This window comes from Erwinia sp. Eh17-17 (assembly GCF_039675725.1).
GTDB lineage: Bacteria > Pseudomonadota > Gammaproteobacteria > Enterobacterales > Enterobacteriaceae > Erwinia.
The window spans coordinates 657,008-680,827 of record NZ_JBDFQT010000001.1 but is presented as its reverse complement, the minus strand read 5'-3'; the positions used below and the strand labels follow the sequence as shown (position 1 = coordinate 680,827).

The 23,820-nt window shown below is 53.7% G+C and carries 19 protein-coding genes; 12 read left to right on the top strand and 7 right to left on the bottom strand.

Features of this window, described 5'->3' with window-relative positions; all coding sequences use genetic code 11:
* Positions 1 to 144 precede the first annotated feature (144 nt).
* From sppA to pncA, 3 genes are all read left to right on the top strand, one after another.
* On the top strand, positions 145 to 2,001 hold the full coding sequence (gene sppA / locus ABEH87_RS02985) for a signal peptide peptidase SppA (RefSeq protein WP_346573768.1): 1,857 nt from the start codon (positions 145 to 147) through the stop codon (positions 1,999 to 2,001).
* 103 nt (positions 2,002 to 2,104) lie between these two features.
* Positions 2,105 to 3,118, top strand: coding sequence for an asparaginase (gene ansA, locus ABEH87_RS02980; RefSeq protein ID WP_346573767.1), 1,014 nt, complete (start codon positions 2,105 to 2,107; stop codon positions 3,116 to 3,118).
* 5 nt (positions 3,119 to 3,123) lie between these two features.
* Entirely contained in the window at positions 3,124 to 3,738 is a 615-nt protein-coding gene (gene pncA / locus ABEH87_RS02975; protein ID WP_346573765.1) for a bifunctional nicotinamidase/pyrazinamidase, read from the top strand.
* Positions 3,739 to 3,814: 76 nt separating this feature from the next.
* Here the strand turns inward: pncA and ABEH87_RS02970 are convergent, their stop codons facing one another.
* Both ABEH87_RS02970 and msrB read right to left on the bottom strand, forming a co-directional pair.
* Positions 3,815 to 4,093 carry a DUF1315 family protein gene (locus tag ABEH87_RS02970; RefSeq protein WP_346573763.1) on the bottom strand — a complete coding sequence of 93 codons (279 nt, stop codon included), beginning with the start codon at positions 4,091 to 4,093 and terminating at the stop codon, positions 3,815 to 3,817.
* Positions 4,094 to 4,101: 8 nt separating this feature from the next.
* Entirely contained in the window at positions 4,102 to 4,512 is a 411-nt protein-coding gene (msrB, locus tag ABEH87_RS02965; RefSeq protein ID WP_346573762.1) for a peptide-methionine (R)-S-oxide reductase MsrB, read from the bottom strand.
* 341 nt (positions 4,513 to 4,853) lie between these two features.
* Between msrB and gapA the strand changes: the two genes are divergently transcribed.
* Together gapA and ABEH87_RS02955 are read left to right on the top strand one after the other, a co-directional pair.
* A complete protein-coding gene (gene gapA / locus ABEH87_RS02960; protein ID WP_191932526.1) occupies positions 4,854 to 5,849 on the top strand; it encodes a glyceraldehyde-3-phosphate dehydrogenase in 996 nt (331 codons plus the stop codon).
* A gap of 195 nt (positions 5,850 to 6,044) precedes the next feature.
* Positions 6,045 to 6,926, top strand: a complete 882-nt coding sequence (locus ABEH87_RS02955) for a D-hexose-6-phosphate mutarotase (protein ID WP_346574561.1) — start codon at positions 6,045 to 6,047, stop codon at positions 6,924 to 6,926.
* Positions 6,927 to 6,971: 45 nt separating this feature from the next.
* Here the strand turns inward: ABEH87_RS02955 and ABEH87_RS02950 are convergent, their stop codons facing one another.
* Complete coding sequence (locus tag ABEH87_RS02950) at positions 6,972 to 7,823, bottom strand: aldo/keto reductase (protein WP_346573761.1); 852 nt, start codon at positions 7,821 to 7,823, stop codon at positions 6,972 to 6,974.
* A gap of 81 nt (positions 7,824 to 7,904) precedes the next feature.
* Positions 7,905 to 8,654 (bottom strand): MipA/OmpV family protein, encoded by a 750-nt coding sequence (locus ABEH87_RS02945; RefSeq protein WP_346573759.1) that lies wholly within the window; start codon positions 8,652 to 8,654, stop codon positions 7,905 to 7,907.
* Between the two features lie 430 nt (positions 8,655 to 9,084).
* Between ABEH87_RS02945 and yeaG the strand changes: the two genes are divergently transcribed.
* From yeaG to ABEH87_RS02920, 5 genes are all read left to right on the top strand, one after another.
* Complete coding sequence (yeaG, locus tag ABEH87_RS02940) at positions 9,085 to 11,019, top strand: protein kinase YeaG (protein WP_346573757.1); 1,935 nt, start codon at positions 9,085 to 9,087, stop codon at positions 11,017 to 11,019.
* A gap of 70 nt (positions 11,020 to 11,089) precedes the next feature.
* Positions 11,090 to 12,367: a YeaH/YhbH family protein gene (locus ABEH87_RS02935; RefSeq protein WP_346573755.1), complete on the top strand. Its 1,278-nt coding sequence runs from the start codon at positions 11,090 to 11,092 to the stop codon at positions 12,365 to 12,367.
* Positions 12,368 to 12,698: 331 nt separating this feature from the next.
* On the top strand, positions 12,699 to 14,426 hold the full coding sequence (locus tag ABEH87_RS02930; protein ID WP_346573753.1) for a potassium/proton antiporter: 1,728 nt from the start codon (positions 12,699 to 12,701) through the stop codon (positions 14,424 to 14,426).
* Between the two features lie 420 nt (positions 14,427 to 14,846).
* Positions 14,847 to 16,316, top strand: a complete 1,470-nt coding sequence (wbaP, locus tag ABEH87_RS02925; protein ID WP_346573751.1) for an undecaprenyl-phosphate galactose phosphotransferase WbaP — start codon at positions 14,847 to 14,849, stop codon at positions 16,314 to 16,316.
* Positions 16,317 to 16,467: 151 nt separating this feature from the next.
* Complete coding sequence (locus tag ABEH87_RS02920; protein ID WP_346573750.1) at positions 16,468 to 17,658, top strand: multidrug effflux MFS transporter; 1,191 nt, start codon at positions 16,468 to 16,470, stop codon at positions 17,656 to 17,658.
* A gap of 2 nt (positions 17,659 to 17,660) precedes the next feature.
* On the opposite strand, the gene dadX is transcribed toward ABEH87_RS02920, so the two are convergent.
* Both dadX and ABEH87_RS02910 read right to left on the bottom strand, forming a co-directional pair.
* On the bottom strand, positions 17,661 to 18,731 hold the full coding sequence (dadX, locus tag ABEH87_RS02915; protein WP_346573748.1) for a catabolic alanine racemase DadX: 1,071 nt from the start codon (positions 18,729 to 18,731) through the stop codon (positions 17,661 to 17,663).
* A 30-nt stretch (positions 18,732 to 18,761) separates the two neighbouring features.
* Complete coding sequence (locus ABEH87_RS02910) at positions 18,762 to 20,063, bottom strand: D-amino acid dehydrogenase (RefSeq protein ID WP_346573746.1); 1,302 nt, start codon at positions 20,061 to 20,063, stop codon at positions 18,762 to 18,764.
* Between the two features lie 510 nt (positions 20,064 to 20,573).
* Between ABEH87_RS02910 and ABEH87_RS02905 the strand changes: the two genes are divergently transcribed.
* Positions 20,574 to 22,112 carry a SpoVR family protein gene (locus ABEH87_RS02905; RefSeq protein ID WP_346573744.1) on the top strand — a complete coding sequence of 513 codons (1,539 nt, stop codon included), beginning with the start codon at positions 20,574 to 20,576 and terminating at the stop codon, positions 22,110 to 22,112.
* A 92-nt stretch (positions 22,113 to 22,204) separates the two neighbouring features.
* On the opposite strand, the gene fadR is transcribed toward ABEH87_RS02905, so the two are convergent.
* A complete protein-coding gene (gene fadR, locus ABEH87_RS02900) occupies positions 22,205 to 22,924 on the bottom strand; it encodes a fatty acid metabolism transcriptional regulator FadR (RefSeq protein ID WP_346573743.1) in 720 nt (239 codons plus the stop codon).
* 305 nt (positions 22,925 to 23,229) lie between these two features.
* Between fadR and dsbB the strand changes: the two genes are divergently transcribed.
* Positions 23,230 to 23,760, top strand: a complete 531-nt coding sequence (dsbB, locus tag ABEH87_RS02895) for a disulfide bond formation protein DsbB (protein WP_346573741.1) — start codon at positions 23,230 to 23,232, stop codon at positions 23,758 to 23,760.
* Positions 23,761 to 23,820 lie beyond the last annotated feature (60 nt).

The window sequence follows — 23,820 nt, the reverse complement described above, 5'->3', positions numbered from 1 at the left end:
ATGTTTTGTTACAGCATTGCGCTTTTTCCTGCTGACAATTACGCCACTGCTAATTAGGATATGGACTATTACTGCCCGGTTCTGCGGTTACGTTGTCACTGACTTCGACTGCGCCGGGCATTTCATTGCGAATGTGGAGAGTTTATGCGCGTCTTGTGGCGAATTATCGCTAATTTTTTTAAGTGGACATGGCGGGTGCTGAATTTCGTACGCGAATTTATTCTCAACCTTTTCCTGATCCTTCTGATCCTGGTTGGCGTCGGCATCTGGTTCCAGTTTAACAGCGCCTCAAGCCCGGCTGAAGTTCAGAAAGGCGCGCTGACCGTCGATCTGAGCGGTGTCGTGGTGGACAAGCCGTCCGTCAGCAGCACAATGAGCAAACTGGGCCGTCAATTTCTGGGAGCCAGCAGCGACCGTCTGAAAGAGAATTCGCTGTTCGATGTGGTTGACGCCATTCGTCAGGCGAAAGGCGATGCGAAAATCACCGGCATGGTGCTGAATTTGCAAAATTTTGCCGGGGCCGATCAGCCGTCACTGCAATATATCGGTAAAGCACTGCGCGAGTTCCGCGACAGCGGTAAGCCAATTTATGCCATCGGTGACAGCTACAGCCAGGCGCAATATTATCTCGCCAGCTTTGCCAGCAAAATCTATCTCTCTCCGCAGGGAACGGTCGATTTGCACGGCTTTGCCACTAACGGTCTGTACTACAAGACGCTGCTGGATAAACTGAAAGTCAGCTCACACGTCTTCCGCGTCGGCACCTATAAGTCGGCGGTGGAACCTTTCCTGCGTGATGATATGTCCCCCGCCGCGCGCGACGCTGACAGCCGCTGGGTCGGTGAGCTGTGGCAGAACTATGTCAACACGCTGGCCGCGAATCGCCAGATCACCGCCGACCAGGTGTTCCCTGGCGCACAGGGTGTGCTGGATGGCCTGCAGAAAGCCGGTGGGGATAGCGCCCTCTATGCCAAAGACAGCAAGCTGATCGATGAGCTGGCCTCTCCTTCTGTTGTCGATCAACAGCTGGTGAAAGTCTTTGGCTGGGATGAACAGGCGAAGGACTACAAGGGCACCAGCATCTATGATTATCCGGTGAAAAATGATCAGAACACCGACGGCAATATTGCGGTGATCATGGCTAATGGCGCCATTATGGATGGCGAAGAGACGCCGGGCAGCGTTGGTAGCGATACCACCGCACTGGAAATTCGCGATGCGCGCCTCGACCCGAAAATTAAAGCCATTGTTTTCCGCGTTAACAGCCCCGGCGGCAGCGTGACGGCGTCAGAAATGATCCGTGAAGAACTGGATGCGGCTAAAGCAGCCGGTAAGCCGGTGGTGGTGTCGATGGGTGGCATGGCAGCGTCTGGCGGTTACTGGGTGTCTACCCCGGCTAACTACATCATCGCCAGCCCGAACACGCTGACCGGTTCCATTGGCATCTTTGGCGTGATTAACACCGTTGAAAACTCGCTGGATGCGATTGGCGTGCACACTGACGGTGTGGCGACCTCGCCGCTGGCAGATGTTGCCAGCACTAAGGCGCTGCCGGTCGAAGTTCAGCAGTTAATGCAGTTAACCATTGAGAACGGCTATAAAAACTTCATAGGCCTGGTGGCGAAGTCACGTAACAAAACGCCGGAACAGATTGACCAGATTGCTCAGGGTCACGTCTGGACCGGTAGCGATGCGAAAGCCAACGGGCTGGTTGATGCGCTTGGTGACTTTGACGACGCGGTTGCCAAAGCCGCAGAACTGGCGAAACTGAAACAGCCTCAGCTTAACTGGTATCAGAATGAACCCAGCTTAATTGACGTGCTGTTCAGTCAGGTCGATGCCTCTGCGCACGCCGCCCTGCCTGAAGCGTTGAAAGCCTATCTGCCAGCACCGATGCTGGATGTAATGACCGCCATGAAAGATCAGCCTGGCCTGATGGGGAAACTGAATGACCCACAGAATCGCTACGCGTTCTGTCTGACCTGCGGTAACGTTAAATAAGCTGTGACCGCGTTCACTATTCAGCCCGGCGCTCTTCTGCCGGGCTGTTTTTCCCCGACTTTCCCCTTATACTGCGCCTTTTCGGCAAGTCTTGAGTTTACTAATGCAAAAGAAATCCATTTATGTCGCCTACACGGGCGGGACTATCGGTATGCAACGCTCTGAAAACGGGTTCATTCCGGTTTCCGGCCATTTGCAGCGCCAGCTGGCCAACATGCCCGAATTCCACCGCCCTGAAATGCCTGATTTCACCATCCACGAATATCAGCCGTTAATCGACTCCTCTGATATGACACCGCAGGACTGGCAATCGATTGCAGATGATATTCGCCTTAACTATGACAATTATGATGGTTTTGTCATTCTGCACGGCACCGACACCATGGCGTTTACCGCCTCTGCCCTCTCTTTCATGCTGGAAAACCTGGCCAAGCCGGTGATTGTGACCGGGTCACAAATTCCGCTGGAACAGCTGCGTTCTGACGGTCAGCAAAACCTGCTTAACTCACTGTTCGTTGCCGCTAATTATCCGATCAATGAAGTCACGTTATTTTTTAATAACACGCTTTTCCGCGGTAACCGTACCACTAAGGCTCATGCCGACGGCTTTAACGCCTTCGCGTCGCCGAATCTCGCTCCACTGCTTGAAGCCGGAATCCATATCCGCCGTCTGAATACTCCGGCAGCCCCCGCAGGCCTGGGGGAATTGATTGTTCACCCGATTACCCCGCAGCCGATCGGCGTGGTCACCATTTATCCGGGGATCTCTGCTGAAGTGGTGCGTAATTTTCTGCAGCAGCCGGTTAAGGCGCTGATTTTACGCTCTTACGGCGTGGGTAATGCCCCGCAGAACCCGGCGTTCCTGCAGGAGCTGAAAGCGGCCTCAGAGCGCGGCATTGTGGTCGTCAACCTGACGCAGTGCATGTCCGGTAAGGTCAATATGGGTGGCTATGCTACCGGAAATGCGCTGGCACATGCGGGTGTGATCAGCGGTGCCGACCTGACCGTCGAGGCCACCCTGACCAAGCTGCATTTTCTGCTCAGCCAGGATCTCACCAGTGATGAAATCCGCCAGCAGATGAAGCAGAACCTGCGCGGCGAGCTGACCCAGGACTAATGGCTATGCGTGACCGTCAGGCACTCGTGCTGATCGACCTGCAAAATGATTTTTGCCCTGGCGGCGCGCTGGCCGTTGATGAAGGTGAACAGACTATCGCGCCAGCCAACCGGCTGGCCGCTGAATTTCGCCAGCGCGGAGACGCGGTTATCGCCACGCTGGACTGGCACCCACCGGATCACGGCAGCTTTGCCAGCCGTGCAGGCACTCAGCCATGGACCACAGGCGAACTGTATGGCCTGCCACAGGTGTGGTGGCCCGATCACTGCGTGCAGCATAGCTGGGGCGCGCAGCTGCACCCACAGCTCAATCAGGCGCTGCTGACGCATCAGGTGTCGAAAGGTGAGAATCCGGATATCGACAGCTATAGCGCCTTTTTTGATAACGGGCATCGCCAACAGACAGCGCTGCATGCCTGGCTGCAGCATCAGGGCATCACCGCACTGACAGTCATGGGCCTGGCAACGGATTACTGCGTGAAGTTCAGCGTGCTCGACGCACTGGCATTAGGGTATCGGGTCACGGTCGTCACTGACGGATGTCGCGGAGTTAATTTACACGCCAGTGACAGCACACTCGCTCTGGAGGAGATGGCTCTGAAAGGGGCAAATATCGTCTGATGAGATAGCCATGGCCAGATCTGCATCTCGTGGCAGTCCGGCCATTTTTATCGTCAATTATTCCTGCAGGAATAATTTACTGGAGCTTGATGCGCGTGACGTCATCGTCGCTGATGCCAAACTCTTGTTTGAGCTGTTTTTTACTTTTCGTCACGATTTCCCCGCCCTTCGCGACACTCATATGTTGCGGATTGTCGTTATGCCGTGCCTGCCACAGCAGCACCAGCTGCAGGCTATTCTCTTTCTGCTCTGGCGTTAGCGCCACACCGTCAGCCCATTTGCCGGTTTCCACGGCGGTGACCAGGCGCTGATAGACTTCCGGCGTCAGGCTGGCGATCATTTCTTCCAGTTCCATCGTCGCTCCTAGCCTTGAGTTTTATTACCGTCTTCGTCTGTGAAGCTTAACGAAGCAGAGTTGACGCAGAAGCGCTCACCGCTGGGCTGCGGGCCATCCGGGAACACGTGTCCCAGGTGGGAATCGCAGCTACCGCAACGAATTTCAATACGTTGCATACCGTGAGTGTCATCTTCAAGGTAGCGAATTGCGTCGTCGCTGTAAGGCTGATAAAAACTCGGCCAGCCACAGCCGGAATCGTATTTGGTTTCCGAAAGAAACAGCGGGGCCTGACAGACGAGGCAATGATAAATGCCCTCATGCTTGTTATGCAGGAGTTTTCCTGAATACGGAGGTTCAGTACCGCGCTGCTGTGTGACATAGCGCTGCATTTCGCTTAACTCAGTTTCGGGTGTGTAAGGTGTATCATCTTTAGCCATGGTAGACTCTCTGGCAGGGTTATTCTGAAAATATCGGCTACTATTCTAACAAATACTTAACAAGATCAGGTGAATTTTTCGCGTCATGGGCCTCCGGTGTTTCGGCCAAGGCTTAATTTGTGACACAGCTCACCTTTTAGATCCTTCACCCCTTTATATTCGGGCAACTTGCCCCAAGATCAACTGTGTTCCCGCGTCAGTAAAGCGGTTTTGCGTTGAATAATTCCTGTTCGACAGTTTGATTTGTCGCAACAATTGACACGATTCCGCTTGACGCCTGGTATGGTTTTTGTAATTTTACAGCCAACCTTTTATTCACTATCAACAAGCTGGTGGAATATATGACTATCAAAGTAGGTATCAACGGTTTTGGCCGTATCGGTCGCATCGTTTTCCGTGCTGCTCAGGAACGTTCTGATGTAGAAATCGTTGCCATCAACGATCTGCTCGACGCAGAGTACATGGCTTACATGCTGAAGTATGACTCAACTCACGGTCGTTTCAACGGCACCGTGGAAGTCAAAGACGGCCATCTGGTTGTTAACGGCAAAACCATCCGTGTTACCGCTGAACGCGATCCAGCTAACCTGAAATGGGATGCAGTGGGCGTGGATGTGGTTGCAGAAGCAACCGGTATCTTCCTGACCGACGAAACTGCACGTAAACACATTGAAGCTGGCGCTAAGAAAGTTGTTCTGACTGGCCCATCTAAAGATGACACCCCAATGTTCGTTATGGGTGTTAACCACAAGTCTTACGCTGGCCAGGATATCGTTTCTAACGCATCCTGCACCACCAACTGCCTGGCACCGCTGGCAAAAGTTATCAACGACAACTTCGGTATCGTTGAAGCTCTGATGACCACCGTTCACGCAACGACTGCCACCCAGAAAACCGTTGATGGCCCGTCTCACAAAGACTGGCGCGGCGGCCGCGGCGCATCTCAGAACATCATCCCTTCTTCTACCGGTGCAGCTAAAGCCGTAGGTAAAGTGATTCCTGAGCTGAACGGCAAACTGACTGGTATGGCGTTCCGCGTTCCTACCCCTAACGTTTCTGTTGTTGACCTGACTGCACGTCTGGCTAAACCAGCATCTTACAAAGAAATTTGTGCTGTGATTAAAGCTGCTGCCGAAGGCGAAATGAAAGGCGTTCTGGGCTACACCGAAGACGAAGTGGTTTCTACCGATTTCAACGGCGAAACACTGACTTCTATCTTCGATGCAAAAGCCGGTATCGCACTGAGCGACACCTTCGTTAAACTGGTTTCCTGGTACGATAACGAAACTGGCTACTCCAACAAGGTCCTGGACCTGGTTGCTCACATCGCTAAATAAGCGAACCTGCCAATCACTGGAGTGGCATTAAAGCAGCAATTGAACGAATCACGATGGCCTTACGTAGTAATTAACTCGTGTGAGTGAAAGTAGCTAACGCAAATGCCGCTTCAAGAATGAAGGCAGGATGTGAAATGAATCTGAGGGCGACAGTAGTCGCCCTTTTTTTATGGTTAAATTTCAGAAGGCTGAATGATGAACGAGAAACTCTTTTCACTGCCGGTGATTAACCAGATTTCCCCTTACCTGTCTCAGCGCCAGATCGGCGAACTGCCGGTGGTGGTGGTGGCTCATCCGAAAGTACGTGCTGCGGTAACCCTGCAGGGCGCGCAGCTCATTGCCTGGCAGCCCGCCGGTGAGAAGCCAGTGATCTGGCTGAGTGACAAAACGGCATGGACGCCGGGCAAAGCCATTCGCGGCGGCGTTCCCATCTGCTGGCCGTGGTTTGGCCCGGCGGGTGAACCTGCTCACGGTTTTGCCCGTAACCTGCCCTGGACGCTTTCCGCCCACGATGAAAATGACAGCAGCGTGATGCTGACCTTTGAACTGAAAAGCAGCGAGCAGACGAAGAAACTCTGGCCGCACGACTTTACGCTGCTCGCCCGCTTCCTCTTCAGCAGCGACCGTTGTGAAATCGAACTTGAAGCGCACGGTGATTATGATGCGACTGCCGCCCTGCACAGCTACTTTGAAGTCGCTGACATTGCAGGCGTGGAGGTCTGCGGTCTTGGCCAGCACTTTATCGATAAGGTTAACAACGGGGTAAGCGGTTCCTCTGCGGATGGCAAACAGACCTACTCACAGCGTGTTGACCGTATCTACACCCAGCCTGATGGCTGTAGCGTGATTGATGATAAAACCGGGCAACGCGTGATTGAAGTGTATCATCACCATCAAAGTGACGTTGTCACCTGGAATCCGGGTGCGGAATTGTCATGCAGCATGGGTGATATGGCGAACGAGGGTTATAAAACGATGGTGTGTGTGGAAACGGCACACGTCAGTTCGCCAATGAAAAGCGCGGGTGAAAAACCTGCCCGCCTGGCAACCACCTTCCGGGTGCGGCGGAAAGCCTGACAGCGAGTGATGCCATCCCTTTTGGGTCGGGCATGCCCGGCCCGTTTACACCACGTCCAGCGGCTGTTTACCGCCCGGTGGTGGAAACGCCTGATTGAGCAGCGCCAGCTCTTCGCTGGTCAGCACCACGTTCAGCGCCGCGGCATTATCACGCACATGAGCAATACTGCTCGCCTTAGGGATCGCTATCACCCCGTCTTTGCGGATCGCCCACGCCAGTAAAAGCTGTGCCCGGCTGATGCCCTTTTGTTGTGCAATTTGCTGCAGCTGCGGGTGTTCCATCAGTTCGCGTCGCAGGCGACCGGCCTGTGCCAGCGGACAATAAGCCATGACCGGCATATTCATCTGCTGGCATTCAGGCAGCAGATCGTATTCGATACCGCGAGAAGCAAGATGGTACAGAACCTGATTCGTGGCGCAGCTTTTTCCGCCCTCTTCGGCCATCAGCTCCTGCAGGTCATCGGTATCGAAGTTCGAGACTCCCCAGCGGCGGATTTTACCCTGCTGTTGCAGCGTTTCCATGGCACGCAGCGTCTCCTCAAGCGGGATATTTCCACGCCAGTGCAGCAGATAAAGATCAAGATAATCCGTGTTCAGACGTACCAGACTGCGCTCACAGGCCTCAACAGCATCGACCTCACTGGCATTCCACGGATAGACCTTCGACACCAGAAAAGCACTGTCACGGCGTCCCAGCAGGGCCTCACCCACCACCAGTTCGGCTCCGCCATCCGCATACATTTCAGCGGTATCAATCAGTGTCAGGCCGCTTTCCAGCCCTGCCTGCAGCGCAGTGACTTCCTGTCTGCGCAAATGTGCTTCTTCTCCCATAAACCAGGTGCCCTGGCCTATCGCAGGCACGACCGTACCATCAGCAAAGGTAACCGTTCGATTCATCGCTCTCTCCATGCACTCTTTTTGCCCATTTTAATGATAAAAAGGGCGCAGCGCGCCCTTTTTTAGTGCAGACAAAGTCTGTCAGAAGGTATAACTCACCCCGGTCCACAACAGCATCTGAGAATTTCTGTCTACCATCGGGCTGTCTTTAATTTCATCACCCAGGCGGGTATAGCGGCCAGACAGTGTCGCATTCCAGTGCTCACTGATACTCCAGCCTGCCGTCAGCTCCACATACGGGCTCCAGCTGCTGTCAGGATCGTAACGGTCGAGACCGCTGCGGCGCGATTCTGCAGAGGAAATACCGTAGTAGTAGCCATTCTGGTTAGAGCTGTTCCACAAAGCACCAATCCCCGGCGTCAGGTTGAACTGTCCGAATTCGAAGCGATAGAGATAAGTCAGATCCCAGATAATCCCGTTGCTGTTATCCAGCATATCGCCCACCAGCGTGGTGCGCACAATGCCCCAGTCAGCGCTGTGGCGATAAGCCAGACCGCCCATCAGCGTCATATGACGTTTGTTGAGCGATTTCATATCGCTGTCATCGGCATCGTCCGGATCGTAGTTCTGCGGAGAACCGAGAACGGTCAGGGACAGCTGGTCCTGCTGATCTTTCCACAGGAAATAGCCGGCCTGAAGGCTGCGGATATAAAAACTGTCCCCTTCATAATTGATAACAGGGACCGGATAGTAGCGGTCCTGCCCACTTTTGTAAGGGCTCTGGCTATAGAGCAATGAAGCACCAAGAGTCAGCGGATTGGCCTGTGCGGCAGAAGCGGCAAAACAGAGAGGTATCAGCGCGGTCAGCGCAGTAAGTTTGAAATGGCTCACAATTTATTCAATCCTTTAATATATCAATTCGCACACAAGTTTATACAGTAACTCTGTGTTGAGTCACAAATTTACACAGCTTTTAGCACTTAAAATCAATTTCCTGACTTTCATTAATAGATGTATGGCAATAACGACATTTACAAATCCCTACAGGCCGCATCAGCTAAGGAGATTGTTTAGATGCTTTATGACTTTGTTATTGAAATTTCATTGAAAATGGTCGGTAAGTCAGGAAATTTCTTAAATGCGATCTACGCTTATTAATAAGACGCTAAATTCCATCGAGTAAAGCGACAGACCGCTTTGTGACTCCCGGTAAAAAAATCAGGTTGGCATAAGGGTTGCTGTACTCAAATAAGTTCCTTCAGGGGCTGACCCTACTTAGGCCTCTGGTACCTGTGCTAAAAACGAAAGGACGGGCATCGCCATGAATATATTCGATCACTACCGTCAGCGCTATGAAGCTGCCAAGGACGAAGAGTTCACACTGCAGGAATTTCTTACTGTTTGCCGGCAAGATCGCAGTGCTTACGCCAACGCGGCGGAACGACTGTTAATGGCCATAGGTGAGCCAGTGATGGTGGATACGGCTCTGGAGCCACGGCTTTCCCGGCTGTTCTCCAACCGTGTGGTGGCGCGTTACCCAGCCTTTGAAGAGTTTTACGGTATGGAAGATGCTATTGAACAGATCGTCTCTTACCTGAAACATGCGGCGCAGGGGCTGGAAGAGAAGAAACAGATCCTCTATCTGCTCGGTCCGGTGGGCGGAGGTAAATCCTCACTGGCTGAACGTCTCAAATCACTGATGCAGCGCGTGCCGATTTATGTGCTGACCGCCGATGGCGAACGCAGCCCGGTCAACGACCATCCGCTGTGCCTGTTCAATCCGCAGGAAGATGCCAATATTCTTGAAAAAGAGTACGGTGTGCCCCGCCGCTATCTCGGCACGATCATGTCGCCGTGGGCGGCAAAACGTCTGCACGACTTTGGTGGCGATATTACCCGTTTCAAGGTGGTCAAAGTCTGGCCATCCATTCTGGAGCAGGTGGCGATTGCTAAAACCGAACCCGGCGATGAAAATAACCAGGATATCTCTGCGCTGGTCGGTAAAGTGGACATCCGTAAACTGGAAAACCACGCGCAGAACGATCCAGATGCCTACGGTTACTCCGGTGCACTTTGCCGCGCCAACCAGGGGATTATGGAGTTCGTCGAAATGTTTAAAGCACCGATTAAGGTGCTGCATCCCCTGCTGACCGCCACTCAGGAAGGGAACTATAACGGTACTGAGGGCATCTCCGCCCTGCCTTTCAACGGGATTATCCTCGCGCACTCAAACGAATCTGAGTGGGTTACCTTCCGTAATAACAAGAATAACGAAGCGTTTCTTGACCGCGTGTATATCGTTAAAGTGCCTTACTGCCTGCGCGTGTCGGAAGAGATCAAAATCTACGACAAACTGCTGGTCAACAGTGAGCTGACCCATGCCCCTTGCGCGCCGGGTACGCTGGAAACGCTGGCACGCTTCTCCATCCTTTCGCGCCTGAAAGAACCGGAAAACTCCAGTATCTATTCGAAAATGCGCGTGTACGACGGTGAGAGCCTGAAGGATACCGATCCTAAGTCAAAATCTTACCAGGAGTATCGTGACTATGCCGGGGTGGATGAAGGGATGAACGGGTTATCCACCCGCTTTGCCTTTAAAATCCTCTCGCGGGTGTTTAACTTTGACCACGCGGAAGTTGCCGCTAACCCGGTCCATCTGTTCTACGTGCTGGAACAGCAGATCGATCGTGAGCAGTTCCCGCAGGAACAGGCCGAAAAATACCTTGAGCACCTGAAAGGGTATCTGATCCCGAAATATGCTGAGTTTATCGGTAAAGAGATTCAGACCGCTTATCTGGAATCCTATTCTGAATATGGTCAGAATATCTTTGACCGCTATGTCACTTATGCCGATTTCTGGATTCAGGATCAGGAATATCGCGATCCGGATACCGGACAGCTGTTTGACCGTGAATCCCTGAATGCAGAGCTGGAAAAAATTGAGAAGCCCGCCGGGATCAGTAATCCGAAAGACTTCCGCAATGAAATCGTCAACTTTGTTCTGCGCGCACGCGCGCACAATAATGGCCGTAATCCGAACTGGACCAGCTATGAGAAGCTGCGCACCGTGATCGAGAAGAAAATGTTCTCGAATACCGAGGAGCTGCTGCCGGTTATTTCGTTTAACGCCAAAACGTCTACTGACGAGCAGAAAAAGCATGACGATTTTGTCGACCGGATGATGGAAAAAGGCTATACCCGCAAACAGGTACGCCTGCTGTGTGAATGGTATTTACGTGTAAGAAAATCATCGTAATTCGGTAGTCGCACCCGATCGGGTCAGGGCCGATGCCCTGACCCGTCTTGCAGCACTGTTTGGGGGAGCTATGGCCTATTTTATCGATCGGCGTCTTAACGGTAAAAACAAGAGCGCGGTGAACCGCCAGCGTTTCCTGCGCCGCTATAAGTCGCAAATCAAACAGTCGATCTCCGAGGCCATCAACAAGCGCTCGGTGACCGATGTAGAGAGCGGAGAATCCGTCTCAATTCCCATTGAAGATATTAACGAACCGGGTTTCCACCAGGGACGCGGCGGCCAGCGCCATCGTGTCCATCCTGGTAATGACCACTTCGTACAAAACGATCGCGTGGAACGACCTCAGGGCGTCGGTGGCAGCGGTGGCGGCCAGGGTAAAGCCGGTCAGGATGGCGAAGGTCAGGATGAGTTCGTTTTCAATATTTCTAAAGATGAGTACCTCGATCTGCTGTTTGAAGATCTCGCTCTGCCGAATCTGAAGAAGAATCAGCACCGCCAGCTCAATGAATACAAAACTCACCGGGCAGGCTATACCGCCAACGGCGTGCCTGCCAATATCAGCGTAGTGCGTTCATTACAGAACTCTCTGGCGCGTCGCACCGCGATGACCGCAGGTAAACGACGTCTGCTGGCTGAACTGGAGAGTGCTCTGCAGCAGGTTGAGAACAGTGAACCGGCTCAGCTACTGGAAGAAGAGCGGCTGCGCCACGAGATTGAAGAACTGCGCGCCCGTATTAAGCGCGTCCCGTTTATCGATACCTTTGACCTGCGCTACAAGAACTTTGAAAAACGCCCGGAACCTTCCAGCCAGGCCGTGATGTTCTGCCTGATGGACGTATCGGGGTCGATGGATCAGGCCACCAAAGATATGGCCAAACGGTTTTATATCCTGCTGTATCTGTTTCTCAGTCGGACTTATAAAAATGTGGATGTGGTTTATATCCGTCACCATACTCAGGCGAAGGAAGTCGATGAGCAGGAATTTTTCTACTCGCAGGAGACCGGCGGCACTATCGTTTCCAGCGCGCTGAAACTGATGGATGAGGTCGTGAAAGAGCGTTACGACCCGGCGCAGTGGAATATTTACGCCGCGCAGGCTTCCGATGGCGATAACTGGGCGGATGACTCGCCGCTGTGCCATGAAATTCTGGCAAAAAATATTCTGCCAGTGGTGCGCTACTACAGCTATATCGAAATCACCCGGCGTGCGCACCAGACGCTGTGGCGTGAATATGAGCATCTGCAATCCACATTTGATAACTTTGCCATTCAACACATTCGTGAACCGGAGGATATTTATCCGGTGTTCCGCGCACTCTTCCACAAGCAGGCGGAAGAAAATTATTGAGATCTCCCTTCCTCTGCCGATAAAAATTTATCGGCAGAGAAATCCTTTATGTTATCTTCTGCACTTCCCCCCGCATTACAGGCCATAGTGTGCTGCCAGAAATGACTTTTTCTCGCCTTCACAACCTTTTTCACGGTTCAGCCGTTAATTCGTCAAACAAAGCCTGTTTTAGCCGCACTGAGCGGCATTTACTTACGCCTGTTTTAGGATATTTTAAGCTGATAACAACCTGATAGCTGGATGCTCGCCAACAGCGTTCAGATTTTGACCGCTTACCGCTCAGACCGCACCCGGTAATCGTTTTTCCCATCGCTCACAGGAGAGATAGCCTTTGGAAGCCAGCGCAATTTATAGTTTATTCATCATTGGTTCTGTGCTGGTTGCATCGAGCATTCTGCTGAGTTCGTTCTCTTCAAAGCTGGGTATCCCCATTCTGGTCATCTTCCTCGCGCTGGGTATGTTAGCCGGCGTTGATGGCATTGGCGGCATCGCCTTTGATAATTACCCTGCCGCCTATCTGATCAGTAACCTCGCACTGGCGGTGATCCTGCTGGATGGTGGGATGCGCACCCAGGCCAGCTCATTTAAGGTCGCGTTAGGCCCGGCGCTGTCGCTGGCAACGGTGGGCGTACTGATTACCGCCGGCCTGACCGGGCTGGCTGCGGCATGGCTGTTCGATTTAAATCTGATTAACGGCTTCCTGGTTGGCGCCATTATCGGTTCGACGGATGCGGCAGCGGTGTTCTCGCTGCTGGGGGGCAAAGGTCTGAACGAGCGCGTCAGCGCCACGCTGGAAATTGAGTCAGGCAGTAACGATCCGATGGCGGTGTTTCTGACCATTACGCTGATTGAGATGATCCAGCAGGGGCAGAGTGGATTGAGCTGGATGTTTGTCGTTCATCTGGTACAGCAATTTGGCCTGGGGATTGTCCTCGGTCTGGGCGGCGGCTGGGCTCTGCTGCAGCTGGTTAACCGCGTTTCGCTGGCCAGCGGGCTCTACCCCCTGCTGGCGTTAAGCGGCGGCATTCTGGTGTTTGCCCTGACTACTGTGCTGGAAGGTAGCGGCATTCTTGCGGTCTATCTGTGTGGTTTCGTGCTGGGTAATCGCCCGATTCGCAACCGCCACGGCATCCTGCAAACCTTCGACGGGATGGCCTGGCTGAGCCAGATCGGTATGTTCCTGGTACTGGGGCTGCTGGTCAACCCCACCGATCTGTGGAATATCGCTATTCCGGCTACGCTGCTGTCGTTGTGCCTGATACTGATTGCCCGTCCGCTTTCCATTATCATTGGACTGATGCCGTTCCGCGGCTTCAATATTCGTGAACGTATCTTTATCAGTTGGGTGGGGCTGAGAGGTGCCGTCCCGATTATCCTGGCGGTCTTCCCGATGATGGCAGGGCTACCGAATGCCTCCCTGTTCTTTAATATCGCGTTCTTCGTGGTGCTGGTATCGCTGATGGTTCAGGGTACTTCGCTGGGCTGGGCGGCACGAAAGGCCCGCGTGGTGGTTCCCCCGATGGCGTCACCGATTTCTCGCGTGGGGCTGGATATTCATCCGGAAAATCCGTGGGAGCAGTTTGTTTATCAGCTGAGTGCCGATAAATGGTGCGTCGGTGCCGCGCTGCGTGACCTCGTTATGCCGCGCGAAACCCGCATTGCCGCCCTGTTCCGCAACAACCTGCTGCTGCACCCGACCGGCAGCACGCGCCTCAGAGAGAACGATGTGCTGTGCGTGATAGGCCGCGAACGTGATTTACCTGCGCTGGGTAAACTGTTCAGCCAGTCGCCGCCGGTGTCACTCGATCAGCGCTTCTTCGGGGACTTTATTCTGCAGGCCGATGCCCGTCTGCATGACGTCTCTGAAATTTACGGCATTGAGCTGGATGAAAACGCCGACAGTCATCAGACGCTGGGCCAGCTGGTGCTGGCTTTAATTGGCGGCGCACCGGTGGTCGGCGATCAGGTTGAGTGGAAAAATATGGTCTGGACGGTCGCCGAAAAAGAAGCCAACGAAATCGTCAAGATCGGTGTCCGGGTGCAGGAAGAAAAGGAATAACCGGCTAACAGAGGCCTGAGAGGAAATAAACCTTCAGGACTTTTCTGAAACCGTCATATTTAATCATGACGGTTTCAGTTTCATCAAATAGTGTTCTGCTGGTTATCATATTGTCATACTATTTATTTATTACCCGGTGTTAACCGCTGCGCTGTCAGTGACCCACTGTGTTATTTTCACCCGCTTTTAGGATTATCCCGTATTAACTAACGCAAATAACTCCTGCATACTCATTCCTTCATTATGTGACGGATTAGCGTGGTTCTTTCCAGTACCACCGCTCCGCTGCCCTGAACATCTTAACGATAACGGCAACACACAAGACAGTCTGATAAACCTCCGGGTTTAACGTAGCGGCTCCTTGACGCGTGCTTTATCCTCGTCAGGTCATTGATTTCTCATTAAAAGAGAGCAGGCATTATGGCAAGTACCCTGGTACTGAACGACCGTCGCCGCACCTTCAGTGGCACGAGAAAAAATGTTATTGCAAAAGTCGCATTAAGTTTTTCAGATTTACTCTCTATTAATCTGGCCCTGTTTTTATCTGCTGCCACTCTCCAGGGTATTTGGGGAAATCTGGATATTTTTATCCCTCCGCAGGAAGTTGAAGTTCGCTTTATTGCTCAGTCAGTGATGTCAGTATTATGTACCGGCTGGTTTTGGATGCGTCTGCGTCATTATACTTATCGCAAACCCTTTTGGTTTGAATTAAAAGAGATTATTAAGACGCTGGTGATCTTTTCACTGCTGGACCTGGCGCTGATTGCGTTTTCCAAATGGGATTTCTCCCGCATGCTGTGGAGCTTCACCTGGCTGTACGCACTGATTCTGGTGCCGCTGCTGCGCTCCTGCGTGAAGAATGCCATCCTGAAAGCGGGCCAGTGGCAGAAGCACACCATCATTATTGGTTCAGGCCGCAATGCCCGTGAGGCCTACGCGGCGCTGCAGAGTGAAGAACTGCTCGGCTATGACGTCAAAGCCTTTGTCGCCCCGGCCGGCGAGAAGAACAGTAGTGATAACTTCAACGGCATTCCGGTGATCACCCATAAGGATATCGTCTGGGAGACTGTTGATCTTGATAACACCCAGTTCATCGTGGCGATGGAGAACGATCAGCGCGCCATCCGCGATCAGTGGCTCAAGCTGCTGTCGAAGAAAAAATGCCGTTCCGTCTCGGTGGTACCGACCCTGCGCGGCGTTCCGCTGTACGGTACGGATATGTCGTTTATCTTCAGCCATGAAGTGATGCTGTTACGCGTCAGCAATAATCTGGCCAAACGCTCTTCACGCTTCCTGAAGCGAACCTTTGACGTGGTGGTGGCATCGCTGTTGCTGCTGTTGCTGGCACCTGCTTTTGGGCTGATTTGCTGGATGGTAAGCCGTGATGGCGGCAGCCCGATTTACGGTCACGAACGCGTCGGCCAGGACGGCAGGAAGTTCAGGTGCCTGAAATTCCGCTCGATGGTTATGAATTCGAAAGAAGTGCTGGAAACCCTGCTGGCGACCAGTGAAGAAGCGCGCGCTGAATGGGACAAAGATTTCAAACTGAAAAACGATCCGCGCGTCACCAAAATTGGTTCATTTATGCGTAAAACCAGCCTTGATGAACTGCCGCAGCTGTGGAACGTGATCCGTGGAGAAATGAGCCTGGTGGGCCCACGCCCGGTCATTGAAGCCGAGCTGGAACGCTATGCCGGTGACGTAGACTACTACCTGATGGCCAAACCCGGCATGACCGGACTGTGGCAGGTGAGCGGTCGTAACGACATCGACTACGATACCAGGGTCTATTTTGACTCCTGGTATGTCAAGAACTGGGCGCTGTGGACCGATATTGCGATCCTGTTTAAAACCGCCGGCGTCGTGCTGCGTCGCGACGGCGCTTACTAAACGCGGATCAACTGTTCAGATAATCGTCATTGCCATTTCGTGGCAATGACGATTGACAGCCCCTCTCCCGCTTTTATCACTTTCCCCTTTTCTTTTCTGCCGGTTATCTCTACCCTGTCCGGCTTGCTTTACTCTGGACGCCTCACCCGCCATGCAAAAATTTACGCTACTGTTACTCAGCCTGGTGCTGCTCGCACCCCTTGGTATCGATCTCTACCTGCCAACGCTGCCCGATATCGCTGTCGGTCTGAATACCCCGGTCACTGCCATCCAGACCACCATCCCCCTGTTTTTGCTGGTGATGGGTCTGGGGCAGATTATAGCCGGCCCTCTGGTTGATAATCTGGGCCGTAAGCCGATTGCGCTGCTGGGCCTGCTGTTATATGTCACCGGCAGCGTGCTGGCGGCGACGGCCACCGGCTGGCCGCAGTTCCTCAGCGCCCGTATCATTCAGGGCTGTGCGGTCTGCTGCACCGCCGTCGTGGCATTCAGCGGTGTTCGTGACCGACTGAGCGGAGAAGAGGCCGCGCGGGCCTATGGCTTCTTAAACGGCGCGCTGAATATCGTACCGGCCCTGGCACCGATGCTTGGCGGTTTCCTGGCTGAAGCCTTTGGCTGGCGCGCCAACTTCTGGTTCCTGACGGGCTACGCGCTGTTTATTGCCGTCCTGGTGATGGTTTTCCTGCCAGAAACCCGCCCGGCGGATACGCAAAAGGTGAAGGGATTGCCGGTGAAGCAGTACTGGCAGATCCTGCGGCAGCCCCGTTTTCTTGCCTTTGCTTTCGCTAATGCGGGCGCACTGGGTATGGTGCTGACTTATGTATCCCTGGCCCCACAGGTGCTGATGACCGAGGGTAAACTAAGCGCCATGCAGTTTTCTATTGCCTTCGGCGCCAACGGCTTCTGGATCATGCTGGTCAGCGTGCTGGTGAACAAAATGATCCGCAAAGTAGGTCGTCCGGTTTGCCTGGCGACAGGCGCGCTGGCGATGACGCTGGGTGCGGTGATGTTAATGGCAGGAGTGATGCTGTTCCCGGACAGTATGCAGACGCACTGGGCGCTGTATATGCTGCCGGTGGCGGTCTCGGTTGCCGGACTGGCCTTTACCGTGGGCCCGGCCACCAGCTATGCGCTGGAGCCTTACCAGCAGCAGGCGGGCGTCGCTTCAGCGCTGGCGGGGTCTATTCAGATGGCGGGGGGGTCGTCTGCGGGTCTGCTGGTGATGGCCTTACCTCTGACCGAGAAACCGGCACTGGCCCTGATGATGGTGGCCGGTGCCCTGCTCAGCTTCACCGCCTGGCGTTTCAGTAAATCAGTACGCGGCAAACTGACCGCGCTCTGAGCTTATTCTACGGTGACCGGTACCCTGGGGGCGAGCGCGCACATCAGCTCATACCCGACGGTGCCGGATGCCAGTGCCACATCATCAATCTTCACGTTGTTCCCCCACAGCTCAACCTGACTGCCGATGCCCGCCTGCGGGCACGGCGTTAAATCGACGGTGATCATATCCATCGAAATCGCCCCGACGATCTGCGTTATGACGCCATCAACCATAACCGGTGTCCCGGTTGGGGCGTGGCGGGGATAGCCATCGGCATAGCCACAGGCGACCACGCCGATGCGCTGTTCGCCCGCTGCGCGATAACGGCTGCCGTAACCCACGCCAGAACCGGCCGTCAGCTGTTGAATGCCGATCACTTCACTGGTCAGCGTCATCACCGGCTTCAGACCACTGCTGGCGATATCCTGCCAGCGCCCGCTGGGAGACGCCCCGTAAAGAATAATACCGGGACGCACCCACTGATGATGCGTTTGCGGATGCCACAGGGTAGCAGCCGAGTTCGCCAGTGACCGCGCACAGTCAAGACCCTCTGCAGCCTGTTCGATACGTTTCAGCGGTTCAGCAATACCCTCCGCCGTTTCTGCCTCAGCAAAGTGCGCCATCAGCGTCATTTCACCGACATTATCCAGCGAACGCAGCTTATGCCAGACGTTGTGCACCTGCTCAGGCTGGAAGCCCAGGCGGTTCATCCCGCTGTTCATCTTGAGATAGATCTCCAGTGGGGCTGACAGCTTCGCTTTTGCCAGCGCCTGAATCTGCCAGTTGCTGTGTACACTGGTGGTCAGACGGTACTGGTCGAGGAGAGCCAAATCTTCCGGGTGGAAGAACCCCTCCAGCAGCAGGATGGGCTTTTTCCACCCGCGCTCGCGCAGCAGAATAGCCTCTTCAAGGTTCAACAGCGCGAAGCCATCGGTCTCTGCCAGACTTTCCCGCACCCGGTCAATTCCGTGCCCGTAGGCATTCGCTTTGACCACTGACCAGAGACGGGATTCCCCGGCGGCACGGCGGGCAACGGCAAGATTTTGCCGCAACGCGGCGCGATTAATCGTTGCGACAATGGGACGAGACATACTCTCTCCTTGTAAAATCTATACGATGAGTTAGCGAACACGGGCACTGTGCAGCACCCCAACCGGCTCCGGGCTGTAACCCGGCAGATAGCGCATCACGGACAGATCGTCGGCGGCTATCGCCGGGGTGATCCCGGAAATAATATCCGCCAGGAGCTGCCCGGAACCGCAGGCCATTGTCCAGCCAAGAGTACCATGACCCGTATTAAGGAACAGATTTTTCAATGGGGTACGCCCTACAATGGGTGTTCCGTCTGGCGTCATGGGGCGTAACCCCGTCCAGAATGTGGCTTGCTCAATATGGCCACCCTGCGGAAACAAATCGCCCACCACCATTTCCAGCGTTCGGCGGCGTGCCGGTCGTAGTCTGGTGCTGAAACCGACAATTTCAGCCATCCCTCCCACGCGGATGCGGTCATCGAAACGGGTAATGGCGACTTTATAGGTTTCATCAAGAACGGTAGACACCGGCGCTGCCGCTGCATCCCTGATTGGGATGGTCAGTGAATAGCCCTTGAGCGGGTAAACCGGAACATTCACGATATCGTTCAACAGTGCCGTGGAGAACGAGCCAAATGCCACCACATAGGCATCGGCTGTGATGGTTTCACTGCCGCACCGCACGCCGCAGATACGGTTCCCCTCCTGCAACAGCGCATCCACTGGCGTGTTGAAACGGAAGTTGACCCCCGCAGCCTCAGCCATAGCAGCCAGCCGCTGGGTGAAGAGCTGGCAGTCTCCGGTTTCATCATTCGGTAAACGCAGCCCGCCGGTCAGCTTGTGCTGGGTATCACCCAGTGCGGGTTCAGCCTGGTGCAGCTGTGCCGCCTCCAGCAGCTCATACGGTACGCCAGCATCTTTTAACACGGCAATGTCTTTTGCCGCGCTGTCAAACTGCTGTGCAGTTCGGAAAAGCTGTAACGTCCCGCCCTGACGCCCTTCATAGGCGATACCCGTTTCCTGACGCAGGGTCTTCAGGCAGTCGCGGCTGTACTCAGCAATACGCACCATCCGGCTCTTATTCTGCTGATAATGACGCATATCGCAGTTACGCAGCATCTGCCACATCCAGCGCAGCTGGAACTGGCTACCGTCAAGACGAATAGCCAGAGGCGCGTGGCGCTGGAACATCCATTTTATCGCCTTCAGGGGCACGCCCGGTGCTGCCCAGGGCGCCGCGTAACCCGGAGAAATCTGTCCGGCATTGGCGGCGCTGGTCTCCATGGCCGCTGCTGGCTGACGGTCAATCACCGTCACATCATGACCTGCTTGTGCAAGATACCAGGCACTTGCCACGCCCACCACGCCACTACCCAGAATCACCACTCGCATACTGACCTCACAGGAAACCATTTATAGAATTATGCACTGGATGCTTCGCCACTTAACGGAGGAAAACACCAGCGCAAAATTTTACATCACACGGAAATATTTCACATATTTTTTACCTTAAAGACCGACAAAAACAAGATGCGCCCCCCATTTCAGCCGATATATCTGCCTTTGATGAATTTTAAGCAGATTGTTACCGCAAAATAGCATAAATGCGCAAAACTCAGAACAAACGCGCCCCGTCATAACATGCTGTTATAAACAGGATATTATCCTGTAAAATAACCAAATCGTTGAATTTATCGTTAGGTAAAATTCTTTTTTAAACCAGCGCTGAATTTTCTGTCGAAGATTTCAATTGTTTTAACGGGAGGGATACGAGACAGTGAACTATCATTGAGATATTGGCTTTAATTCCAGGCTTATACGGGTGTTGCAGACGCAGATAAGTCGACATGAAAACGGACATTTTGCCGCAAGGTTATCCGGTTTTATAAAAAGGGGTGCGCTATGACCACGATCTTTGACGTTCCGATTAAGGACAGCAAACGACTCGATGATGGACCAGACTGGACCTTCGAACTGCTTGATGAGTATCTCAGGGAGATCGACCGTGTCGCTAAATCCTACCGGCTGGATACCTATCCCCATCAGATCGAGGTGATTACCTCTGAGCAGATGATGGACGCCTATTCCAGCGTCGGTATGCCTATCAACTATGCCCACTGGTCCTTCGGTAAAAAGTTCATCGAAACGGAGCAGCGTTACAAGCATGGTCAGCAAGGACTGGCTTATGAGATCGTGATCAACTCCAATCCCTGCATTGCCTATCTGATGGAAGAAAACACCATGACCATGCAGGCGCTGGTGATGGCACACGCCTGCTACGGCCATAACTCCTTCTTCAAAAATAACTATCTGTTCCGCAGCTGGACCGATGCCAGCTCGATTGTCGATTACCTGATTTTTGCGCGAAATTATATCTCCGAGTGTGAGGAACGTTACGGCGTCGAGAACGTTGAGCGCCTGCTGGACTCCTGCCATGCCTTAATGAATTACGGCGTCGACCGCTATAAACGCCCGCAGAAAATCTCCCTGCAGGAGGAGAAGGCGCGACAGAAGAGCCGTGAGGAGTATCTGCAAAGCCAGGTCAATATGCTGTGGCGCACCCTGCCGCGCCGGGAGCGTGAGGAAACCCACCTTTCCAGCGCGCGCTATCCGGCAGAGCCTCAGGAAAACCTGCTGTACTTTATGGAAAAAAATGCGCCTTTGCTTGAGCCGTGGCAGCGTGAGTGCCTGCGTATTGTCAGAAAGGTGAGTCAGTATTTTTACCCACAGAAACAGACTCAGGTCATGAATGAGGGCTGGGCCACCTTCTGGCATTACACCATTCTGAACCATCTGTACGATGAAGGAAAAGTGTCGGAACGCTTTATGCTGGAGTTCCTGCACAGCCACACCAACGTGGTGTTCCAGCCCCCTTATAACAGCCAGTGGTACAATGGTATCAATCCGTATGCGCTGGGATTTGCCATGTTCCAGGATATCAAACGTATCTGTGAGGCGCCGACAGAGGAAGACCGGCACTGGTTCCCCGATATTGCAGGTTCAAACTGGCTCGATACGCTGCATTTTGCGATGAAAGAGTTTAAGGACGAGAGCTTTATCAGCCAGTTCCTTTCGCCGAAAGTGATGCGCGACTTCCGTCTGTTTACCGTGTTGGATGACGACCGCAATAACTTCCTGGAGATTGCCGCGATTCACGATGAAGCGGGCTACCGGGCGATCCGCCAGCAGCTCTCGGCGCAGTACAATCTGAGTAATCTGGAACCCAACATCCAGGTGTACGACGTTGACCTGCGCGGAGACCGCTCGCTGACGTTACGCTATGTGCCGCACAATCGTGCGCCGCTGGATAAAAGCCGTCGCGAAGTGCTGAAACACGTTCACCGCCTGTGGGGCTTTGATATCAATCTGGAACAGCAGAACGATGATGGCAGCGTCGAGATCCTCGATCGCTGCCCTCCACGGCCGGGCGGTACGCTGTGACGTGAGTACGCAGGCCCCGCTGTCTGTGGCGTGGCGATAATAAAAAAGGGCTGACCGTATTCCGGTCAGCCCTTTTTTAATCGCGGCAGGGGTTAACGACGTGCAGGCGGTAAATCGGTCGGCATGCTGGTCTGCATGGCGTGCCAGATTTCCCCGCTGCGACGGCCGTAGTCACGCACGCTGTCAACAATCTGATCGTACTGCTGGTTATGCAGAATAGTGAGCAGCTGCTGATAAAACGCCTGCGCCAGTCGGCGCGCTTCCGGGTTTGAGAAATAGTGGCGTCCGACACGCGTATACAGCCCTTTCAGGCCGTTGATGATCAGGCCGTAAATCGGATTGCCAGAGGCAAACGCCAGACCGCGGAAAATATTGTAATCAAGGTTGGTATAGGCTTCAGCCTGATCTTCAACCTGATTGGCCGTTTCCAGCACCTCACGGGCTTTATCCGGGTAGGTACGAATAGCGCGACGGATGAAGATCGAAGAGATATTGGTGCGCACTGACAGCAAATTATCGACCAGTTGCGGAACACTGTCATGATCGAGACGGGCCAGCGTTTCCAGGATACTCAACCCGGAGGTCTCCCAAAAGTTATTCACTTTGGTCGGTTTACCGTGCTGAATGGTCAGCCAGCCGTCACGCGCCAGACGCTGTAAAACTTCACGTAACGTGGTACGGGTCACACCAATGAGTTCGGAGAGTTCACGTTCAGCGGGCAAAATAGAACCCGGAGGGAAACGACTATTCCAGATACTTTCGATGATATACTCTTCAGCGAAACCCGCCGGGCTCTGCGCCTTAATAACCATAGCGTTCTTTTTCCGTTGCGTTCATTTCTTCAAAATTCGGCTCATCATACCAGACGCTCCAGGCATCACCTAGCTTACCCGCAGGGGAAAAGGAGATCGCCTGCAAAAAAAAGAGATTGTTATCTGCCCGACTTACGGCGGTTCCCGACCCGATGCCGGGAGCGGTGCGTGAAAGGAAACATCATGATTTATCGTCAACAGAGTTAATTTAAGTCACTTTACTGCTTAATTTTTTCCCTGCTGGCTGGATTGCGGACGCTTTTCGTTTACACTGCCGTCTAACTGCCTTTTAGACGGAAAGACTAATGTTGAGATACCTGAATAGCTGCTCTCGCGGACGCGGCGCATGGCTGCTGATGGCACTGACCGCATTCGCTCTTGAGATGACTGCGCTCTATTTTCAGCATGTAATGCTGCTGAAACCCTGTGTCATGTGCATTTATGAACGCTGTGCGCTGTTTGGCATTATGGGTGCCGGGCTGGTCGGTGCTATCGCACCAAAGACTCCGCTGCGCCTGGTTGCCATTGTTATCTGGCTGTACAGCGCCTGGGAGGGGGTTCGTCTGGCGTGGGAACACACCATGATCCAACTGCATCCGTCACCGTTCGTGACCTGTGATTTTGCTGCCCGCTTCCCCTCCTGGCTGCCGCTGGATAAATGGCTGCCTTCCGTGTTTGTCGCCAGCGGCGACTGCGCGGAGAAGTCCTGGTCGTTTCTGACGCTGAGCATGCCGCAGTGGCTGGTAGGTATTTTTGCTGCCTACCTGCTGGTGGGGGCGCTGGTTCTGATTGCCCAGCCGTTTAAACCGAAAAGACGCGATCTGTTCTCGCGTTAATCTCCCCGGCGGTTCCCCATTTCGCCGTGCGTATCCTGTATAAAAAAAGCTCCGCACTGG